This is a genomic window from Curtobacterium sp. MCLR17_054, assembly GCF_003234335.2.
GTDB lineage: Bacteria > Actinomycetota > Actinomycetes > Actinomycetales > Microbacteriaceae > Curtobacterium > Curtobacterium flaccumfaciens.
This window is the reverse complement of the sequence record NZ_CP126263.1, coordinates 1,212,237-1,227,718: the sequence shown is the minus strand read 5'-3', so window position 1 is coordinate 1,227,718 and position 15,482 is coordinate 1,212,237. Positions and strand designations below refer to the sequence as shown.

The window sequence follows — 15,482 nt, the reverse complement described above, 5'->3', positions numbered from 1 at the left end:
TACCGGCGACCTCGGGCTGGGCCGGGTCGCACCGCCGCGGGACCGCCGCGCTGCTGCTCGTCAGGCAGCGCGCAGGGCGACGCGCATGCTGTCGACCCGCTCCGCGATCACGGGGTCGGTCGACCACCGCTGCTGTAGTCGGCCCACGAGCTCGCCGACCTGCTCGCGGTCGAGCCCCGGGTGCAGCGCCAGGCCCACCGTCAGCTCCGGCCCGGCGAACCGGCCGACCGGGTCGCCCGGCGCGAGTTCGACACGGGCGACGCTGGACTCCCCCTCGACCGAGGCCGCGAAGGCGCGAGCCACCTCGGGGTCCTCGAAGCACGGCGTCCACGGCAGGTCCTGCCCGAGCGCCCACACCGCCGGACGTCGCAGCACGAACTCGGTCGGCGACTTCGGGTCGAGCACGACGAGCTGGGTGTCCTCGCTCGCCGCGGCCATCGCCACACGGCGGGACTCCACCGGCACCGGACGCGCGTCCGGGTCCCACGCGTGCATGGCGTCCACCGAGGTGAACGCCGGCATCACGCTGCGACCGTCCGGACCGGCGACCGTCACGATCGAGAGTTCCTGGGTCTTGTCGACGAGCTTGCCCTGATCGGTCTCCCCCACGTCGCCGGCCTCGGCGATGAGCGGGATGAGCAGGCGGGCGGTCCGGAGCGCCTCGACGATCGCCGCCTGGGAGGCACCGTCGGCGATCGCACCGATGGCCGCGACCACCGCGGGGTCGGCGAGTCCGTCGTCGTCGGCGAACGCGGTGTCGTGGTGGTCGAACGTGCGGCCTTCCCACGAGAAGCCCGCCGAGTCCGCCGCCCCGCCGGGGGTGTGCGCGTCGTCGGCGTCCGGCCCGGTGCCACGGCCGTTCGAGATGCCCGCCACGGCGTTACTCGGAGGCGATGTCGAGTGCGGCCGGCAGCGTGAACGCCCCGGAGTACAGCGCCTTGCCGATGATCGCGCCCTCGAGCCCGTACGGCACGAGTTCGCGGAGCGCACGGAGGTCGTCGAGCGTCGAGATCCCGCCGGAGGCCACCACGGGCTGGTCGGTCCGGTCGCACACCTGGCGGAGCAGTTCGACGTTGGGGCCCTGCAGCGTGCCGTCCTTCGTGACGTCGGTCACCACGTAGCGGGCGCACCCGGCGGCTTCCAGCCGGTCGAGCACCTCCCACAGGTCACCGGCGTCCTCGGTCCAGCCGCGGCTCGAGAGCGTGGTGCCGCGGACGTCCAGCCCGACGGCGATCTGCTCGCCGTACTCACCGATCACCCGCGCGGCCCAGTCCGGGTTCTCGAGCGCCGCGGTGCCGAGGTTCACGCGCGCCGCACCGGTCGCCAGTGCCGCTTCGAGCGAGGCGTCGTCACGGATCCCGCCGGACAGCTCGACCGAGACACCCTCGACCTCGCGGACGGCGTGCGCGATCACGCGGCGGTTGTCGCCACGGCCGAACGCCGCGTCGAGGTCGACGAGGTGGATCCACTCGGCGCCCTGGTCACGCCAGGTCCGGGCAGCGGCGACGGGGTCGCCGTAGCCGGTCTCGCTCCCCGCCTCGCCCTGGGTGAGTCGCACGGCCTGTCCGTCGACGACGTCGACAGCCGGCAGCAGGACGAGGGGCGGGGTGTCGGTGAGGTCGGTCATGGTCCTGTCGGTTTCGTTGCGGTGGAGAAGGGGCTGCGGACAGCCGGGAGGCCCGGTGCGCGTCCGGCACGGCCGTCGCGCCCGGTGCCAGCCGGGTTCAGAGCGAGCGGACCCAGTTGGAGAGCAGGCGGATGCCCGGCTCGCCGGACTTCTCGGGGTGGAACTGCGTGGCTGTGAGCGGTCCGTTCTCGACCGCGGCGATGAACGGCTGCCCGTGCTCGGCCCAGGTCAGACGGGGCGCGCGGAACGGCCCGTACGCCTCGAGCGGGAAGTCGGTCACCCCGTAGGAGTGCACGAAGTAGAAGCGCTCGTCGTGCAGCCCGTCGAACAGCACGGAGTCCTCGGGCGCCTGCACGGTGTTCCAGCCCATGTGCGGCAGCACCTCGGCCTGGATCTCCTGCACGGTGCCGGGCCACTGGCCGAGCCCTTCGACGTCGGCACCACGCTCGATGCCGCGCGAGAACAGGACCTGCATGCCGACGCAGATGCCGAGCACGGGTCGCCCGCCGGCCAGACGGTGGTCGACGATCTCGCCACCCTGCACGCCCTCGAGCTGGTCGATCACGGCGGCGAACGCCCCGACGCCGGGGACGAGCAGGCCGTCGGCCTTGAGTGCCGCCTGCTTGTCCGAGGTCAGGGTGACCTCGGCGCCGGCGCGCTCGAGTGCCTTGGCGGCGGAGTGGACGTTCCCCGACCCGTAGTCGAGGACGACGACGTTCGGCTTGGCGGTTGTCACAGGGCGCCCTTCGTGGAGGGGATGCCGTCGACGCGCGGGTCCAGCTCGACCGCCTTGCGCATGGCTCGGGCGAACGCCTTGAACTCGGCTTCGGCGATGTGGTGGGGGTCGCGGCCCTCGAGCACGCGGACGTGGACGGTGATGCCGGCGTTGAATGTGATCGCCTCGAACACGTGGCGGACCATCGAGCCGGTGAAGTGGCCACCGATGCGGTGGAACTCGAAGCCCGCGGGCTCGCCGGAGTGCACCAGGAACGGGCGCCCGGAGACGTCGACGACGGCCTGGGCCAGCGCTTCGTCCAACGGGACCAGGGCGTCGCCGTAGCGGCCGATGCCGGCGCGGTCGCCGAGGGCCTGCTTGATCGCCTGTCCGAGCACGATGCCGGTGTCCTCGACCGTGTGGTGCACGTCGATGTCGGTGTCACCCGTCGAGCGCACCCGCAGGTCGATCAGGGAGTGCTTGCTGAACGCGGTCAGCATGTGGTCGAAGAACGGGACGGAGGTCGAGATCGACGAGGTCCCGGTGCCGTCCAGGTCGAGCTCGAGTTCGACACTCGATTCGCTCGTCGAACGGCTGATCGAGGCGGTGCGGACGGTCATGCCTCAACCCTAACCGGCGGCTGCTCGGCGGCGACCTGCCGCATCGCGTCGAGGAACGCGGTCGTCTCGGCTTCGGTCCCCGCACTCACCCGCAGGTGGTTCGGGATGCCGAGGTCGCGCACGATGACGTCACGCTCGAGCAGCGCCTCGAACGCGGCGTTCGGGTCGGCGACACCACCGAAGAGGACGAAGTTCGACCAGGTCTCGTAGGTGCGGTACCCCATGGCCTGCAGCTCGGTGACCATGCGGTCACGCTGCCCCTTGATGTCGTCGACCATCGCCAGCATCTCTGGGGCGTGCCGGAGTGCCGCGATCGCTGCCGCCTGGGTGAGCGCGGACAGGTGGTACGGCAGCCGGACCAGTCGGACGGCGTCGACGACGGCGGGGTGCGCAGCCATGTACCCGACCCGGGCACCGGCGAACGCGAACGCCTTGCTCATCGTGCGGGAGACCACCAGGCGCTCACGACCGGGCAGCAGCGTGAGGGCACTCGGGGCGTCGGACGGCATGAACTCGGCGTACGCCTCGTCCACCATCACGATGCCGTCGGTCGCGTCGTAGGCGGCCGCGATCGTCTCGATGTCGAGCGGGGTGCCGGTCGGGTTGTTCGGCCCGCAGAGGAACACGATGTCCGGCTGGTGCTCTCGGATCGCCGCCACGACGGTCTCGGGCGAGATGCGGAACTCGTCGTCGCGCTGGGCAGGGATCCACCTGGTGCCGGTGCCCGACGCGAGGATCGAGTGCATCGAGTAGGTGGGCGGGAACCCGAGCACCGAGCGACCGGGTCCGCCGAACGCCTGGAGGAGTTGCTGCAACACCTCGTTCGACCCGTTCGCCGCCCAGAGCTGCTCGGCGATCAGGTCGTGCCCGAGGTAGTCGGCAAGGGACTGCCGGAGCTCGGTGAACTCGCGGTCCGGGTACCGGTTGACCGTCAGCAGGGCCTGCCGGATCGACTCGACGATGTCGGCAGCGACGTCGTCCGGAACGGGATGCGTGTTCTCGTTGACGTTGAGCTGCACACGGACGTGCTTCTGCGGGGCGCCGTAGGGGCTCTGCCCGCGCAGGTCGTCTCGGATCGGGAGGTCTTCGAGCGTGAATGCCACCGATCCATCGTAGGCCGCTGTCACCGTGCGACGACCAGCCGTCTGGACGGCGCTGCCCGAGTGGCTACTCGCCGTCGGTGTACTTGGTGGGGATGGCGATCTCTTCGCCGGCCTGCAGCGCGGAGCCGTCGAGCGCGTTGAGGCTCACGACGTCCTGCACGAAGTCACGCGGGTCCGAGTTCGGCGCGGTCTGCTCGGCGAGCTGCCAGAGCGTCTCGCCCGGCTGGATCGTCACGGTCTCGAACTGGGTGCGTGCGCCGCCGGCGGTGGCGTCTCCGGCGGAGGCCTGCCCGCCGTTCAGTACGCCGAGGGCGACGACGATGAGGAGCGGGAGCGCGGCGAGCGTCGTGAAGACGATGCGGCCGCGCCGCGTCAGACGCAGGCGGGTACGCACGGCGGGCGCCGCGGTGCGCTGGATGTCAGCGATGGCGATGGTGCTCATGTCGTTCTTGCCTTCCCGTTCGGTGGAACCGAAGTCGTGTACCGAACATAGTTTCGAATCAGACGACGCACAAGTCCTGGGAGTGGATTTCTGCGGGATTTTCTTGCGACACGCTCGAACAGGTGTTTGTCCGGCCCTGACTGGTCGGATACTGTTTCGATCGACTGGGACAAGCCTGACGGGGACCACCGACATTCCCGCCGCGGCCGGACCGGCACCGACGAAAGCGAGACGACGTGGTGGACGAACTGCGGGGCCAGAAGCCGCTGACGCCGAAGCAGCAGGCGATCTTCGACGCGATCCGTGCGTCGATCGCCTCACGGGGCTACCCGCCGAGCATGCGCGAGATCGGCGACGCCGCCGGGCTCTCCTCACTCTCCAGCGTCTCCCACCAGCTCGGCCAGCTCGAGCTCGGAGGCTGGATCCGCCGCGACCCGAACCGACCGCGCGCGCTCGAGGTCCTGGTCGACGAGCCGTCGTCCGACGTCGGCGGCCCGGACATCGACGCCACCACGCTCGTGCCGCTCGTCGGCCGGATCGCCGCCGGTGTCCCGATCACCGCCGAGCAGCACGTCGACGAGATCATCCCGCTCCCCCGACAGCTCGTCGGCACCGGCGAGCTCTTCATGCTCAAGGTCGTCGGTGAGTCGATGATCGACGCCGCGATCTGCGACGGGGACTGGGTCGTCGTCCGGTCGCAGCAGACAGCCGAGAACGGTGACATCGTCGCGGCCATGCTCGACGAAGAGGCGACCGTCAAGGTCTTCCGCCAGCGCGACGGTCACACGTGGCTGCTGCCGCGCAACTCCGCCTTCGAGCCGATCCTCGGCGACGCGGCCTCGGTGCTCGGCAAGGTCGTCGCGGTCCTCCGCTCCCTCTGACCGCGGCTCGCGCTGCACCGACGCGAGACGCCGTCGTCACCGCACGACGCCCCCAGCACGACGAAACGCCGCCGGATCCGGCGGCGTTTCGTGTGTTCCGGGGCGTCTCGGCGACGTGACGGCGTCCGGCGGACCCGTGACGGGCCTCCAGGCCGCGCGGCAGCGCTCCCCAGCGCCAGCGCCCGCCAGAGCCGGTCGTCAGACCGTCGGCACCGGCGTGACCACGTAGGGCTCGAGCTCGGCGACCTGCCGCTGGAAGACGCGCACCCGCAGGCGCGTGCCGTCCTCGACGTAGTCGACCGACTCGACCGAGCCGGTGTCGTGCAGCGACGACACCAGGTCGCCGCGGTCGTACGGCACGACGATGGTCAGATCGACGTCGGGCTCGGGAAGGCGGTCCTCGATGACGCCGAGGAGCTCCGGGATGCCCTCACCGGTGCGCGCAGACACGAACACCGCGTCCGGCACGAGTCCGATGAGCACGAGGCGCTGCGCGTCGTCGATCAGGTCGGCCTTGTTGAAGACGACGATCTCCGGGATGTCACCCGCACCGACGTCGCCGATGACCTCGCGCACGGTGGACAGCTGCGCACCGGGGTCGGGGTGCGAGCCGTCGACCACGTGCACGATGACGTCGGCGTCGCCGACCTCTTCGAGGGTGGAGCGGAAGGCCTCGACGAGCTGGTGCGGCAGGTTGCGGACGAAGCCGACCGTGTCGACGAACGTGAACTCCCGGCCCTTGGCGCTCTCGGTCCGACGGACGGTGGCGTCCAGCGTCGCGAACAGCTGGTTCTGCACCAGCACGCCCGCGCTCGTCAGCCGGTTGAGGAGCGACGACTTGCCGGCGTTGGTGTAGCCCGCGATCGCGACGCTCGGCACCTCGTTGCGGTTGCGCTCGGCACGCTTGGCCTCACGGGCCGGGGTGAACCCGGCGATCTGCCGGCGGAGCTTCGCCATCCGCGTGTGGATCTTGCGGCGGTCGAGCTCCATCTTCGTCTCACCGGGGCCACGAGAGCCCATGCCAGCGCCTCCGGAGACCTGGCCACCGGCCTGTCGGGACATCGAGTCACCCCAACCGCGCAGTCGAGGCAGCAGGTACTGCAGCTGGGCGAGTTCGACCTGCGCCTTCCCCTCGCGGGTCTTCGCGTGCTGGCTGAAGATGTCGAGGATCACGGCCGTGCGGTCGATGACCTTCACCTTCACGACGTCCTCGAGCGCACGACGCTGCGAGGGTGCCAGTTCGGTGTCGGCGATGACCGTGTCGGCGCCGGTGGCCTTGACGACCATCGCGAGCTCCTGGGCTTTGCCCTTGCCCAGGTAGGTGGCCGGGTCCGGGTTCGGCCGACGCTGGAGGAGCCCGTCGAGCACCACGGCGCCCGCGGTCTCGGCGAGTGCCGCGAGCTCGCGGAGGGAGTTCTCGGCGTCCGAGGCATCGCCCTGGGGGTAGACGCCGATGAGGACGACCTGCTCGAGCCGCAGCTGGCGGTACTCGACCTCTGTGACGTCCTCGAGTTCGGTGGAGAGGCCGGCGACACGGCGCAACGCCGCACGGTCCTCACGGTCGTACTGGTCGCCGTCGCCGGTCCAGCTGCGGTCGTCGACCGACTGCGTCTGGATGGCCTGGGCGGGTGCGAAGATGGACGATGCTGCGCGGTGGTCTGCGTTGCGCAACACCCTCTCGACGACACCGTCTGCGCTGTCGTCGTTGGTCTGGTGGTTCTGCTGATGGGTATCCGTCATCCTGTGCACAGGCTACCTCTGGAGGCCCTGCGACACACTCGGTTGCCGGTACGGTTCATCCATGGCGAACGACCACTACTTCTCGGCCAGCCCCGAGAGCGAACTCCGGCCGCGCCAGGTGCACGTCACGCTCGCCGGTCAGCCCCTCACCCTGTCGACCGCGGCGGGGGTCTTCAGCCCCGACGGCGTCGACCGCGGCACGAAGGTCCTGCTCGGTTCGGTGCCCGCACCCGCTGCCGACGGTGCCCTGCTCGACATCGGCTGCGGCTGGGGCCCGATCGCGATCACGATGGCCCTGCAGTCCCCCGACGCCCACGTGTGGGGCGTCGACGTCAACGAGCGGGTGCTCGGGCTCGCGCGCGCCAACGCTGCTGCTGCGGGGGCATCGAACGTCACGGTCGCGCTGCCCGACGACGTGCCGGCCGACCTGCGCTTCCGCACGATCTGGTCGAACCCGCCGATCCGTGTCGGCAAGGACGAGCTGCACCAGATCCTGCTGACGTGGCTGCCCCGGCTCGAGGCCGGGGGCGACGCCTGGCTCGTCGTGTCGAAGGACCTCGGGGGTGACTCGCTGCAGAAGTGGCTCGTCGGGGCGCTCGGCTCGGGGTTCGCGGTCACGCGGGAGTCGACGGCGAAGGGGTTCCGCGTGATCCGGGTGCAGCGCAGCGCGTAGGGCGCGTGCGCGAGCGCGGGCGCTCACATCGTGAGCACAAATGGTCGGGTCGCCGCTGGGCACCCGACCATTTCTGCTCACGAAACGGCAACGAGGCTCCGCGTCAGACCGTCAGACCGTCAGGTCGCCGGAGAACACGAGCTCGGCGGGACCGGACAGCGACACGTGCTCGCCGTCCTCGGTCGCCGTCATCCGCACCGTCAGCAGCCCGCCCGGCACCCGCACGCGCCAGGTGTCCGGCGCCCCTGCACCGACCCAGTAGCGCGTGGCGAGGGCCGCAGCGACGGCCCCGGTGCCGCACGAGAGCGTCTCACCGCTCCCCCGCTCGTGCACCCGCATCGTGATCTCGCCGACGCCGTCCTTGATCAAGGGGTCGCCGGGCAGCACGAACTCGACGTTCGCACCGTGCTCCGGCGCCGGGTCGAGCACCGGCAGGAACGTCAGGTCGAGGTCGGCCAGTTCGTCCTCGGTCTCGACGGCGACGACCACGTGCGGGTTGCCCACGTCGATGCCGATGCCGGGCCGCGCGCCGTCGAGGTTCTTCGCCCGGACGAGCACGTCGTCGGAACCACCGCCCTCGATGCCCAGGCCCCAGCGACCGAGGTCGGCGGCGAACCCGTTCGTGGTGCGCTGGATGTCGACCAGCCCCTTGCGACTGCCGACGGTGAGCGTCTCGCCGGGAGCGAGCTCGACCAGGCCGGACTCGGTCAGGTACCGGGCGAACACGCGGATGCCGTTGCCGCACATCTCCGCGACCGTGCCGTCGGCGTTGTGGTAGTCCATGAACCAGGTCGCCTCGGGCTCGACGGCCACGAGCGCCCGCCCCTCGGGGATCGCCTCGGACCGCACCGCGCGGATCACGCCGTCGCCGCCCACGCCGAAGCGTCGGTCCGCGATGGCGCGGATCCGCTCGGGGGTCAGGTCGACGGTGGCGTCGGGGTCGGCGAACAGGACGAAGTCGTTGCCGGTCCCCTGGCCCTTGGTGAAGTGCAGCTCGGTCACGGCACGATCCTACGGGCCAGTTCCGACAGGTCGCCGCGGTCCGCCCCCGTGACGTCGAGCGTCTCGGCCTCGGCGTACCGGCGGAACCACGACACCTGCCGCCGGGCGTACTTGCGGGTCGCGATGCCGGTCGCCTCGACCGCCTGCTCGCGGGTCGCCGTGCCGGCGAGCACCTCGAGCGCCTGCGAGTACCCGATCGCGCCCCGCGCGGTCTTGCCCTGCTCGAGTCCCTGCTCGCGGAGGGCCGCGACCTCGTCGACGAGTCCGGCCTCGAACATCCGCGCGGCCCGCTCGTGCAGCGCCGACACGAGCTGCTCGCGGTCACGCCGCAGGTGCAGGATCCGGGACGGTCGCCAAGCGCTGGGCGCGGCCGGGAGGCTCGGGGTCACGACCTCGGAACGGCTCGCGATCTCGAGTGCACGGATCAACCGCCGTGGGTTGCGCGCGTCGATCGTCGCGGCAGCTGCCGGGTCCAGAGCGCGGAGTCGCTCGAGCAGGATGCCCGGGCCGAGCTCCTCGTGCTCGCGCTCGAGCTGCGCACGGAGCGCGGGGTCGGTGCCCGGGAACGCCAGGTCGAACAACACCGCGGAGACGTACAGGCCGCTGCCGCCGACGAGGACGGCCACACCACCGTCGGACTGGATCCGGTCGACGTCGGCCCGGGCGGCGACCTGGTAGGCGGCGACACTCGCCTCGTCGGTGACGTCGAGCACGTCGAGCTGGTGGTGCGGGATGCCGTGCCGTTCGGCCGGCGGCAGCTTCGCGGTGCCGATGTCCATGCCCCGGTACAGCTGCATGGCGTCCGCGTTGATGATCTCGGCATTCCGGCCGGTAGCACGCAGCCGTTCCGCGATCGCGATGCCGAGGTCGGACTTCCCGGTGCCCGTCGCCCCGACGACTGCGATCAGGTCCGCGGCGTCACCGGGTGCGGGCGACGCGGCACTCGTCGGCACAGCCCCGGGGAGCTCAGCGCCCGACACGGAACGTCGGCAGCCCGAGCGAGACCGGACGGGGCCCGTCGCCCGTGGCGGCAGCGGGCGTGGGCACGCCGCAGCTCTCGGCCTGCGCGCGGTCCCAGGCGTCGCCGGCCCGGGTGCGTCGGATGCGCAGCGGAGCGTCGTCGTCGGCGAGCAGGAAGTGTGGCGCGGCACGGGTGATGTCCACAGTCACGACGTCGCCCGGGCGCGGGACCTCGGACCCGGCGGGCACGGTGAAGTGCACGAGCCGGGAGTCCTCGGCGCGACCGGAGAGCCGGCGGGTGGCGTCGTCCTTACGCCCTTCGCCCGAGGCGACGAGCACTTCGACGCTCCGGCCGACCTGCAGCGCGTTCTCTTCCGCGGTGATGTGTTCCTGCAGGGCGACGAGTCGCTCGTAGCGCTCCTGCACGATGTGCTTCGGCAGCTGGCCGTCCATCGTCGCGGCCGGGGTGCCCGGGCGGATCGAGTACTGGAACGTGAACGCCGAGGCGAACCGTGCCTGCTCGACGACGCGCAGGGTGTCCTCGAAGTCGGCGTCGGTCTCGCCGGGGAACCCGACGATGATGTCGGTGGAGATCGCCGCGTGCGGGATCTTCGCGCGGACGCGGTCGAGGATGCCGAGGAACCGCTCGCTCCGGTAGCTCCGGCGCATGGCCTTGAGCACCCGGTCGGAACCCGACTGCAGCGGCATGTGCAGCTGGGGCATCACGTTCGGGGTCTCGGCCATCGCGTCGATGACGTCGTCGGTGAACGCCGCCGGGTGCGGGCTCGTGAAGCGGACGCGCTCGAGGCCCTCGATGGCACCGGTGGCCCGCAGCAGCTTGCCGAACGCCTGTCGGTCGCCGAACTCGACCCCGTAGGAGTTCACGTTCTGCCCGAGCAGCGTGACCTCGATCGCGCCGTCGTCGACGAGCGCCTGGATCTCGGCCAGGACGTCACCGGGACGGCGGTCCTTCTCCTTGCCACGGAGCGAGGGGACGATGCAGAACGTGCAGGTGTTGTTGCAGCCGACGGAGATGGAGACCCAGCCGCTGTGCGTCGAGTCGCGCTTGGTGGGCAGCGTCGACGGGAAGACGTCGAGCGCCTCGAGGATCTCGATCTGCGCCTCGTCGTTGTGCCGCGCCCGCTCGAGCAGGGTCGGCAGCGACCCCATGTTGTGCGTGCCGAAGACGACGTCGACCCACGGCGCCTTCTCGAGGATGACGTTCTTGTCCTTCTGCGCCAGGCACCCGCCGACGGCGATCTGCATCCCGGGGTGCTCGCGCTTGATCCCCGCGAGCTGCCCGAGGTTGCCGTAAAGACGATTGTCCGCGTTCTCGCGCACGGCACAGGTGTTGATGACGACGACGTCGGCCTGCGCACCGTCCGCCGCGGTGTAGCCCGCGGCCTGCAGTGACCCGCTCAACCGCTCGGAGTCGTGGACGTTCATCTGGCACCCGTAGGTGCGGACTTCGTAGGTGCGGGGGCGCGCTTCGACGGTGGCCATGGTCGTCCCAGTGTAGGTCGGAGCGGCTACTCGAACCGGACGGTCCCGCGGCCGGAAGGCGGCCGTTTCCCGCCGCCGTCGAGTGCCCGCGCGACGGCGATCCGGACGACACCGGAGCTGTAGCCCTTGCGCATCAGGAAGCCGGACAGCCGGCGTTCAGCGGTCGCCCGGTCGAGTCCGCGCATCTGCGGCGCCCGCTTGTCGGCGAGTTCCTGCGCGCGGAGGAACTCGTCGTCCTCGTCGTCGGCGGCCTCGTCGAGTGCGGTGTCGATCGCCACCTGGTCGATCCCCCGGCGACGGAGCTCCGTCACGACACCCTGTCGACCGAGGCCCTTGCGGGCGTGCAGCCGATCCACCAGGTCGGTGGCGAGGGCGACGTCGTCGAGGAGCCCGACACGGGTCAACCGTTCGATCTCGTGCTCGACCACGTCGGGGTCGAGGTCCTGCTGCAGCAGCAGGGTCCGCATCTCGGACTCGCTCACGCCCTTGCGCCCGAGGGCACGCAGGCTGAGCCGTTCGGCGTCCGCGCGCTGTTCGTCGAGCGGACGGGGTGCGTCGGCCGGGTCGATCTCCTCGCCGCCGGCGATGGAGAACACCGACGCCGTGGTGGCGTCAGCCGTCTCGGAGTCGTAGCCGTCCTGCTCCGCACGGTTCGAGCGCCCGCTGCCGTCTCCGATGACGGGCGACACCCACGCCGCCGGCCCGCGGGCACCGTGCAGGGGCACCGGCGAATCGGCGTCGAACGATGCGGGGAACTCGTCCGCACGACCTTCGTACGACTCGGGCAGTGCCCAGCCGTCGGTGTCGCGCGGTTCGTCCGGTGACACCGGAGGATCGGGGATGGCGGGCATCACCGGCGTGACAGGAGCGCGACGACGAGACCTCGCACCGAACAGGTCGGTGACCGGTGCGAGGCCGTCGTCGTCGTGATCGGTGCTCACGCGCCCTTGCGCTCCGCGAGCTTCGGCGCGATCGACTCGACCGGGGCGTCCTCGGCCTTGGCGCCGCCGACGCCGAGCTTGGCGAGGATCTTGCCTTCGATGTCGGCAGCGATCTCGGGGTTCTGGATCAGGAAGGAACGCGAGTTCTCCTTGCCCTGCCCGAGCTGGTCGCCGTCGTAGGTGTACCAGGCGCCCGACTTCTTGACGATGCCGTGGTCGACACCGAAGTCGAGCAGCGAGCCTTCGCGCGAGATGCCGACGCCGTACAGGATGTCGAACTCGGCCTGCTTGAAGGGCGGCGCCATCTTGTTCTTGACGACCTTGACGCGCGTGCGGTTGCCCACTGCGTCGGTGCCGCTCTTGAGCGTCTCGATGCGGCGGATGTCGAGGCGGACGGACGCGTAGAACTTCAGCGCCTTACCGCCCGAGGTGGTCTCCGGCGAACCGAAGAACACGCCGATCTTCTCGCGCAGCTGGTTGATGAAGATCATCGTGGTCTGCGTCTGGTTCAGGCCACCGGCGAGCTTTCGCAGCGCCTGGGACATGAGGCGGGCCTGCAGACCGACGTGCGAGTCACCCATCTCGCCCTCGATCTCGGCACGGGGCACGAGGGCCGCGACGGAGTCGATGACGATCAGGTCGATGGAGCCGGAGCGGACCAGCATGTCCGCGATCTCGAGCGCCTGCTCGGCGGTGTCGGGCTGCGACACGAGCAGGGCGTCGATGTCGACACCGAGCTTCTTGGCGTACTCGGGGTCGAGCGCGTGCTCGGCGTCGATGAAGGCCGCGATGCCACCGGCGCGCTGGGCGTTGGCGATGGCGTGGATGGTGAGGGTCGTCTTACCCGACGACTCCGGGCCGTAGATCTCGACGATGCGGCCGCGGGGCAGGCCACCGATGCCGAGCGCGACGTCCAGCGCCACCGACCCGGTCTGGATGACGTTGACGGGGGCGCGTTCGTCCGAACCGAGGCGCATGATCGCACCCTTGCCGAACTGCCTGTCGATCTGTGCGAGTGCGGTCTCGAGGGCCTTTTCGCGGTCTGCCGGTGATGGCATGGGTGCTCCTTCGTGCTCGTGTTCGGCCGCCTGTAGGCTGTCGCGTCCACGCCGGCCGGTGGTGCAAGGCCGATGGTTCTGCGACAAGGCTTCGGGCTGTTCCCGATGTCCATCAACCTACGGCGAGCCACCGACATCACTGCCGACGGTCACGCGATCTGTGGATGGAACATCCGGGCGACGCCGCTGTGGAGGAAGCTACCACCGATCGAACACGCGTTCGAGCAACACGCCGAACACAGTTTCGGGTCCGCGGCCCGCGGGACCCGCTCAGTCCTGGGGTTCGGCGAGGCCCTTGCCGTGCCGTCGGTCCATCGGGACGTCCTGCGAGTCGCACAGTGCGTCCCACACCCGGCGGGCCTCAATGCCAGCCGCGAGGGCGTCCACGGCGGAGCGACCGCCCAGCCCTTCGAGCACGACGTCACGGGTGACCACGGAACCGTAGGCCTCACCGAACACCTGGTCGACGGCTCGCCAGAACTCACTCACGCGCATCCGACCAGCCTAGGCGCGTGGTCGTGGGCCGGAACGCAGAACGCCCCCGCCGGGAAGGACCGGCGAGGGCGTTCGGTGCGGTGCGCTCAGCGAACCGCGAGGTCGTTGTCGAACTCGGCGACGAGGTCGTCCGGGAGCGTGTCGGGGACGGGGGTCAGCCCCTCGACGATCGCGAGGCGGTCGCCCACTTCGCGCATGATGGTCGAGATGGGCGTGTCCAGAGCATCCGCGACGGACGCGAGGATCTCCGAGCTGGCTTCCTTCTGCCCGCGCTCGACCTCACTGAGGTACCCGAGCGCGACACTGGCCTTGGACGCGACCTGACGGAGGGTCCGGCCCTTCTGCAAGCGGAAGTCCCGGAGCACATCGCCGATTTCCTGACGAACGAGAACCATGAGAACTCCTCCTCTCTGTCGTCTCCGCGCCCGCTCGGTCCGGTGGATCGAGTTCGGGTTCAGCAACAATAGCGTTGCCGGTTGCAGCATGTTAGCCAGGCTGGCTGCCGTACTGCTGGAGATTTCGTGAGATGTAACCCAGTGGAAACGGGACCTATTCCCGGCCCCGGACCTCGGACGACATCCGTGCAAGGAGTTCGGAGACGGTGGCGTGCCGGATTGCTCCCCGGTCACCGTCGAGGTGCAGCTCGAAGGCCTCAGCCCCCGCGGCGGAGGCGATCCCCACGTAGACGGTGCCGACGGGCTTGCCGTCCTGCGGGTCCGGGCCGGCGACGCCCGTCGTGCTGATCCCCCACGTCGCGGGTTCCCCGTCGACGGACAGCGCGATCCGGACACCCGCGGCCATCTGCCGAGCGACCTCCGGGTGCACCGCGCCCTCGGCCTCGAGCAGCTCCGCCGAGACCCCGAGCACGGAGTGCTTCACGGGCGTCGCGTAGGCCACGACGCCGCCGCGGACGACGGCACTCGCGCCCGGCACGTCGACGAGGGTCGCGACCACGAGGCCGCCGGTCAGCGACTCCGCCACGGCGAGGGTCTCGCCCCGTGCCGTCAGCTCGGCGATGAGTCCCGGTGCGACCGGGACGGGAGGCGCGGCCTGCGTCGAGCGGTCGGGCCCGGTCATGCGGTGGTGCGGTTGTGCTTCCATGCCTGCCAGAGGTAGTCGATCCCGCTCAGGATCGTTGCCAGGAACGCGGCCGTCATCAGGATGCCGTTGACCCAGTGCGCCCAGTCGCCCACCAGGTTCCACCACGGGAACAGCGCGGCCGTCAGGGCGACGGCCTGCAGCACGGTCTTGATCTTGCCGCCGCGGCTGGCCGGGATCACCCGGTCGGAGAGCACCGCGAACCGGAAGACCGTGATGCCGATCTCGCGCACCATGATCAGCACGGTCACGTACCAGGGCAGCTCCTGCAGGATCGACAGCGCGACGAGCGCACCACCGATGAGCACCTTGTCGGCGATCGGGTCGACGAGCTTGCCGAAGTCCGTGACCAGGTTCTGCCGACGGGCGATGATGCCGTCGGCGCTGTCCGTGACGATGGCCACGACGAAGACGACCGCGGCCCAGATGCGCAGCGGCCCGTCGTTGCCGGCGTCGGTGAGCAGCAGGACGAAGAACAGCGGCGCCGTGAGGATGCGCACCACCGTGATGATGTTCGCGACGTTCGCGGTCGACGCCGGGCCGGGGCCCTTGCGCAGCAGCCGCCCGCGCCACGGGAACCGTGCGCCGTGCGTGGTGTTCGTGCTGTCCGAGGCGGTCATCGCC

The 15,482-nt window shown here is 70.6% G+C and carries 18 protein-coding genes; 2 read left to right on the top strand and 16 right to left on the bottom strand.

Annotation, left to right across the window (positions count from 1 at the left end; all coding sequences use genetic code 11):
* Positions 1–60 precede the first annotated feature (60 nt).
* The 6 genes from DEJ08_RS05900 to DEJ08_RS05875 form a co-directional block, all read right to left on the bottom strand.
* Positions 61–876 (bottom strand): SseB family protein, encoded by an 816-nt coding sequence (locus tag DEJ08_RS05900; RefSeq protein WP_111054281.1) that lies wholly within the window; start codon positions 874–876, stop codon positions 61–63.
* Between the two features lie 4 nt (positions 877–880).
* Complete coding sequence (gene priA / locus DEJ08_RS05895) at positions 881–1,627, bottom strand: bifunctional 1-(5-phosphoribosyl)-5-((5-phosphoribosylamino)methylideneamino)imidazole-4-carboxamide isomerase/phosphoribosylanthranilate isomerase PriA (RefSeq protein ID WP_017885902.1); 747 nt, start codon at positions 1,625–1,627, stop codon at positions 881–883.
* Between the two features lie 97 nt (positions 1,628–1,724).
* Positions 1,725–2,363 (bottom strand): imidazole glycerol phosphate synthase subunit HisH, encoded by a 639-nt coding sequence (gene hisH / locus DEJ08_RS05890; protein WP_111030465.1) that lies wholly within the window; start codon positions 2,361–2,363, stop codon positions 1,725–1,727.
* Complete coding sequence (gene hisB, locus DEJ08_RS05885; protein ID WP_111054280.1) at positions 2,360–2,962, bottom strand: imidazoleglycerol-phosphate dehydratase HisB; 603 nt, start codon at positions 2,960–2,962, stop codon at positions 2,360–2,362. The genes hisH and hisB overlap by 4 nt, the downstream gene beginning before the upstream one ends.
* Positions 2,959–4,065: a histidinol-phosphate transaminase gene (locus tag DEJ08_RS05880; protein ID WP_111054279.1), complete on the bottom strand. Its 1,107-nt coding sequence runs from the start codon at positions 4,063–4,065 to the stop codon at positions 2,959–2,961. Before DEJ08_RS05880 ends, hisB begins: the two co-directional genes overlap by 4 nt.
* Positions 4,066–4,129: 64 nt before the next feature.
* The gene (locus DEJ08_RS05875) at positions 4,130–4,507 is read right to left on the bottom strand and encodes a LysM peptidoglycan-binding domain-containing protein (protein ID WP_027464774.1); all 378 of its coding nucleotides are present in this window, start codon (positions 4,505–4,507) and stop codon (positions 4,130–4,132) included.
* Between the two features lie 236 nt (positions 4,508–4,743).
* On the opposite strand from DEJ08_RS05875, the gene lexA reads away from it, so the two are divergent.
* Positions 4,744–5,388: a transcriptional repressor LexA gene (gene lexA, locus DEJ08_RS05870; RefSeq protein ID WP_027464773.1), complete on the top strand. Its 645-nt coding sequence runs from the start codon at positions 4,744–4,746 to the stop codon at positions 5,386–5,388.
* A 198-nt stretch (positions 5,389–5,586) separates the two neighbouring features.
* Here the strand turns inward: lexA and hflX are convergent, their stop codons facing one another.
* Positions 5,587–7,128 (bottom strand): GTPase HflX, encoded by a 1,542-nt coding sequence (gene hflX, locus DEJ08_RS05865; protein ID WP_111054278.1) that lies wholly within the window; start codon positions 7,126–7,128, stop codon positions 5,587–5,589.
* 61 nt (positions 7,129–7,189) lie between these two features.
* Here hflX and DEJ08_RS05860 point away from each other — a divergent pair, with 61 nt between their 5' ends.
* Complete coding sequence (locus DEJ08_RS05860; RefSeq protein ID WP_111054277.1) at positions 7,190–7,801, top strand: class I SAM-dependent methyltransferase; 612 nt, start codon at positions 7,190–7,192, stop codon at positions 7,799–7,801.
* 111 nt (positions 7,802–7,912) lie between these two features.
* Here DEJ08_RS05860 and dapF read toward each other — a convergent pair whose 3' ends face one another.
* From dapF to pgsA, 9 genes are all read right to left on the bottom strand, one after another.
* A complete protein-coding gene (gene dapF / locus DEJ08_RS05855; RefSeq protein WP_027464770.1) occupies positions 7,913–8,803 on the bottom strand; it encodes a diaminopimelate epimerase in 891 nt (296 codons plus the stop codon).
* The gene (gene miaA / locus DEJ08_RS05850) at positions 8,800–9,783 is read right to left on the bottom strand and encodes a tRNA (adenosine(37)-N6)-dimethylallyltransferase MiaA (protein WP_502869454.1); all 984 of its coding nucleotides are present in this window, start codon (positions 9,781–9,783) and stop codon (positions 8,800–8,802) included. The genes dapF and miaA overlap by 4 nt, the downstream gene beginning before the upstream one ends.
* Complete coding sequence (miaB, locus tag DEJ08_RS05845) at positions 9,770–11,266, bottom strand: tRNA (N6-isopentenyl adenosine(37)-C2)-methylthiotransferase MiaB (RefSeq protein WP_111054276.1); 1,497 nt, start codon at positions 11,264–11,266, stop codon at positions 9,770–9,772. The genes miaA and miaB overlap by 14 nt, the downstream gene beginning before the upstream one ends.
* 26 nt (positions 11,267–11,292) lie before the next feature.
* Positions 11,293–12,207 (bottom strand): regulatory protein RecX, encoded by a 915-nt coding sequence (locus DEJ08_RS05840; protein ID WP_111054275.1) that lies wholly within the window; start codon positions 12,205–12,207, stop codon positions 11,293–11,295.
* On the bottom strand, positions 12,204–13,265 hold the full coding sequence (recA, locus tag DEJ08_RS05835; protein ID WP_027464767.1) for a recombinase RecA: 1,062 nt from the start codon (positions 13,263–13,265) through the stop codon (positions 12,204–12,206). The genes DEJ08_RS05840 and recA overlap by 4 nt, the downstream gene beginning before the upstream one ends.
* A gap of 270 nt (positions 13,266–13,535) precedes the next feature.
* The gene (locus DEJ08_RS05830) at positions 13,536–13,760 is read right to left on the bottom strand and encodes a DUF3046 domain-containing protein (RefSeq protein WP_071405602.1); all 225 of its coding nucleotides are present in this window, start codon (positions 13,758–13,760) and stop codon (positions 13,536–13,538) included.
* Positions 13,761–13,846: 86 nt separating this feature from the next.
* Positions 13,847–14,155: a helix-turn-helix domain-containing protein gene (locus DEJ08_RS05825; protein ID WP_027464765.1), complete on the bottom strand. Its 309-nt coding sequence runs from the start codon at positions 14,153–14,155 to the stop codon at positions 13,847–13,849.
* A gap of 154 nt (positions 14,156–14,309) precedes the next feature.
* The gene (locus DEJ08_RS05820) at positions 14,310–14,837 is read right to left on the bottom strand and encodes a CinA family protein (protein ID WP_110864739.1); all 528 of its coding nucleotides are present in this window, start codon (positions 14,835–14,837) and stop codon (positions 14,310–14,312) included.
* Positions 14,834–15,478: a CDP-diacylglycerol--glycerol-3-phosphate 3-phosphatidyltransferase gene (gene pgsA, locus DEJ08_RS05815; protein ID WP_181438957.1), complete on the bottom strand. Its 645-nt coding sequence runs from the start codon at positions 15,476–15,478 to the stop codon at positions 14,834–14,836. The genes DEJ08_RS05820 and pgsA overlap by 4 nt, the downstream gene beginning before the upstream one ends.
* Between the last annotated feature and the right edge of the window lie 4 nt (positions 15,479–15,482).

Excerpts from the sequence above, each read along its gene's own strand:
- recA (WP_027464767.1), bottom strand. The coding sequence starts at position 13,265 with ATGCCATCACCGGCAGACCGCGAAAAGGCCCTCGAGACCGCACTCGCA.
- miaB (WP_111054276.1), bottom strand. The coding sequence starts at position 11,266 with ATGGCCACCGTCGAAGCGCGCCCCCGCACCTACGAAGTCCGCACCTAC.
- DEJ08_RS05825 (WP_027464765.1), bottom strand. The coding sequence starts at position 14,155 with ATGGTTCTCGTTCGTCAGGAAATCGGCGATGTGCTCCGGGACTTCCGC.
- pgsA (WP_181438957.1), bottom strand. The coding sequence starts at position 15,478 with ATGACCGCCTCGGACAGCACGAACACCACGCACGGCGCACGGTTCCCG.
- DEJ08_RS05830 (WP_071405602.1), bottom strand. The coding sequence starts at position 13,760 with ATGCGCGTGAGTGAGTTCTGGCGAGCCGTCGACCAGGTGTTCGGTGAG.
- priA (WP_017885902.1), bottom strand. The coding sequence starts at position 1,627 with ATGACCGACCTCACCGACACCCCGCCCCTCGTCCTGCTGCCGGCTGTC.
- DEJ08_RS05875 (WP_027464774.1), bottom strand. The coding sequence starts at position 4,507 with ATGAGCACCATCGCCATCGCTGACATCCAGCGCACCGCGGCGCCCGCC.
- DEJ08_RS05820 (WP_110864739.1), bottom strand. The coding sequence starts at position 14,837 with ATGACCGGGCCCGACCGCTCGACGCAGGCCGCGCCTCCCGTCCCGGTC.
- hflX (WP_111054278.1), bottom strand. The coding sequence starts at position 7,128 with ATGACGGATACCCATCAGCAGAACCACCAGACCAACGACGACAGCGCA.
- DEJ08_RS05860 (WP_111054277.1), top strand. The coding sequence starts at position 7,190 with ATGGCGAACGACCACTACTTCTCGGCCAGCCCCGAGAGCGAACTCCGG.
- hisB (WP_111054280.1), bottom strand. The coding sequence starts at position 2,962 with ATGACCGTCCGCACCGCCTCGATCAGCCGTTCGACGAGCGAATCGAGT.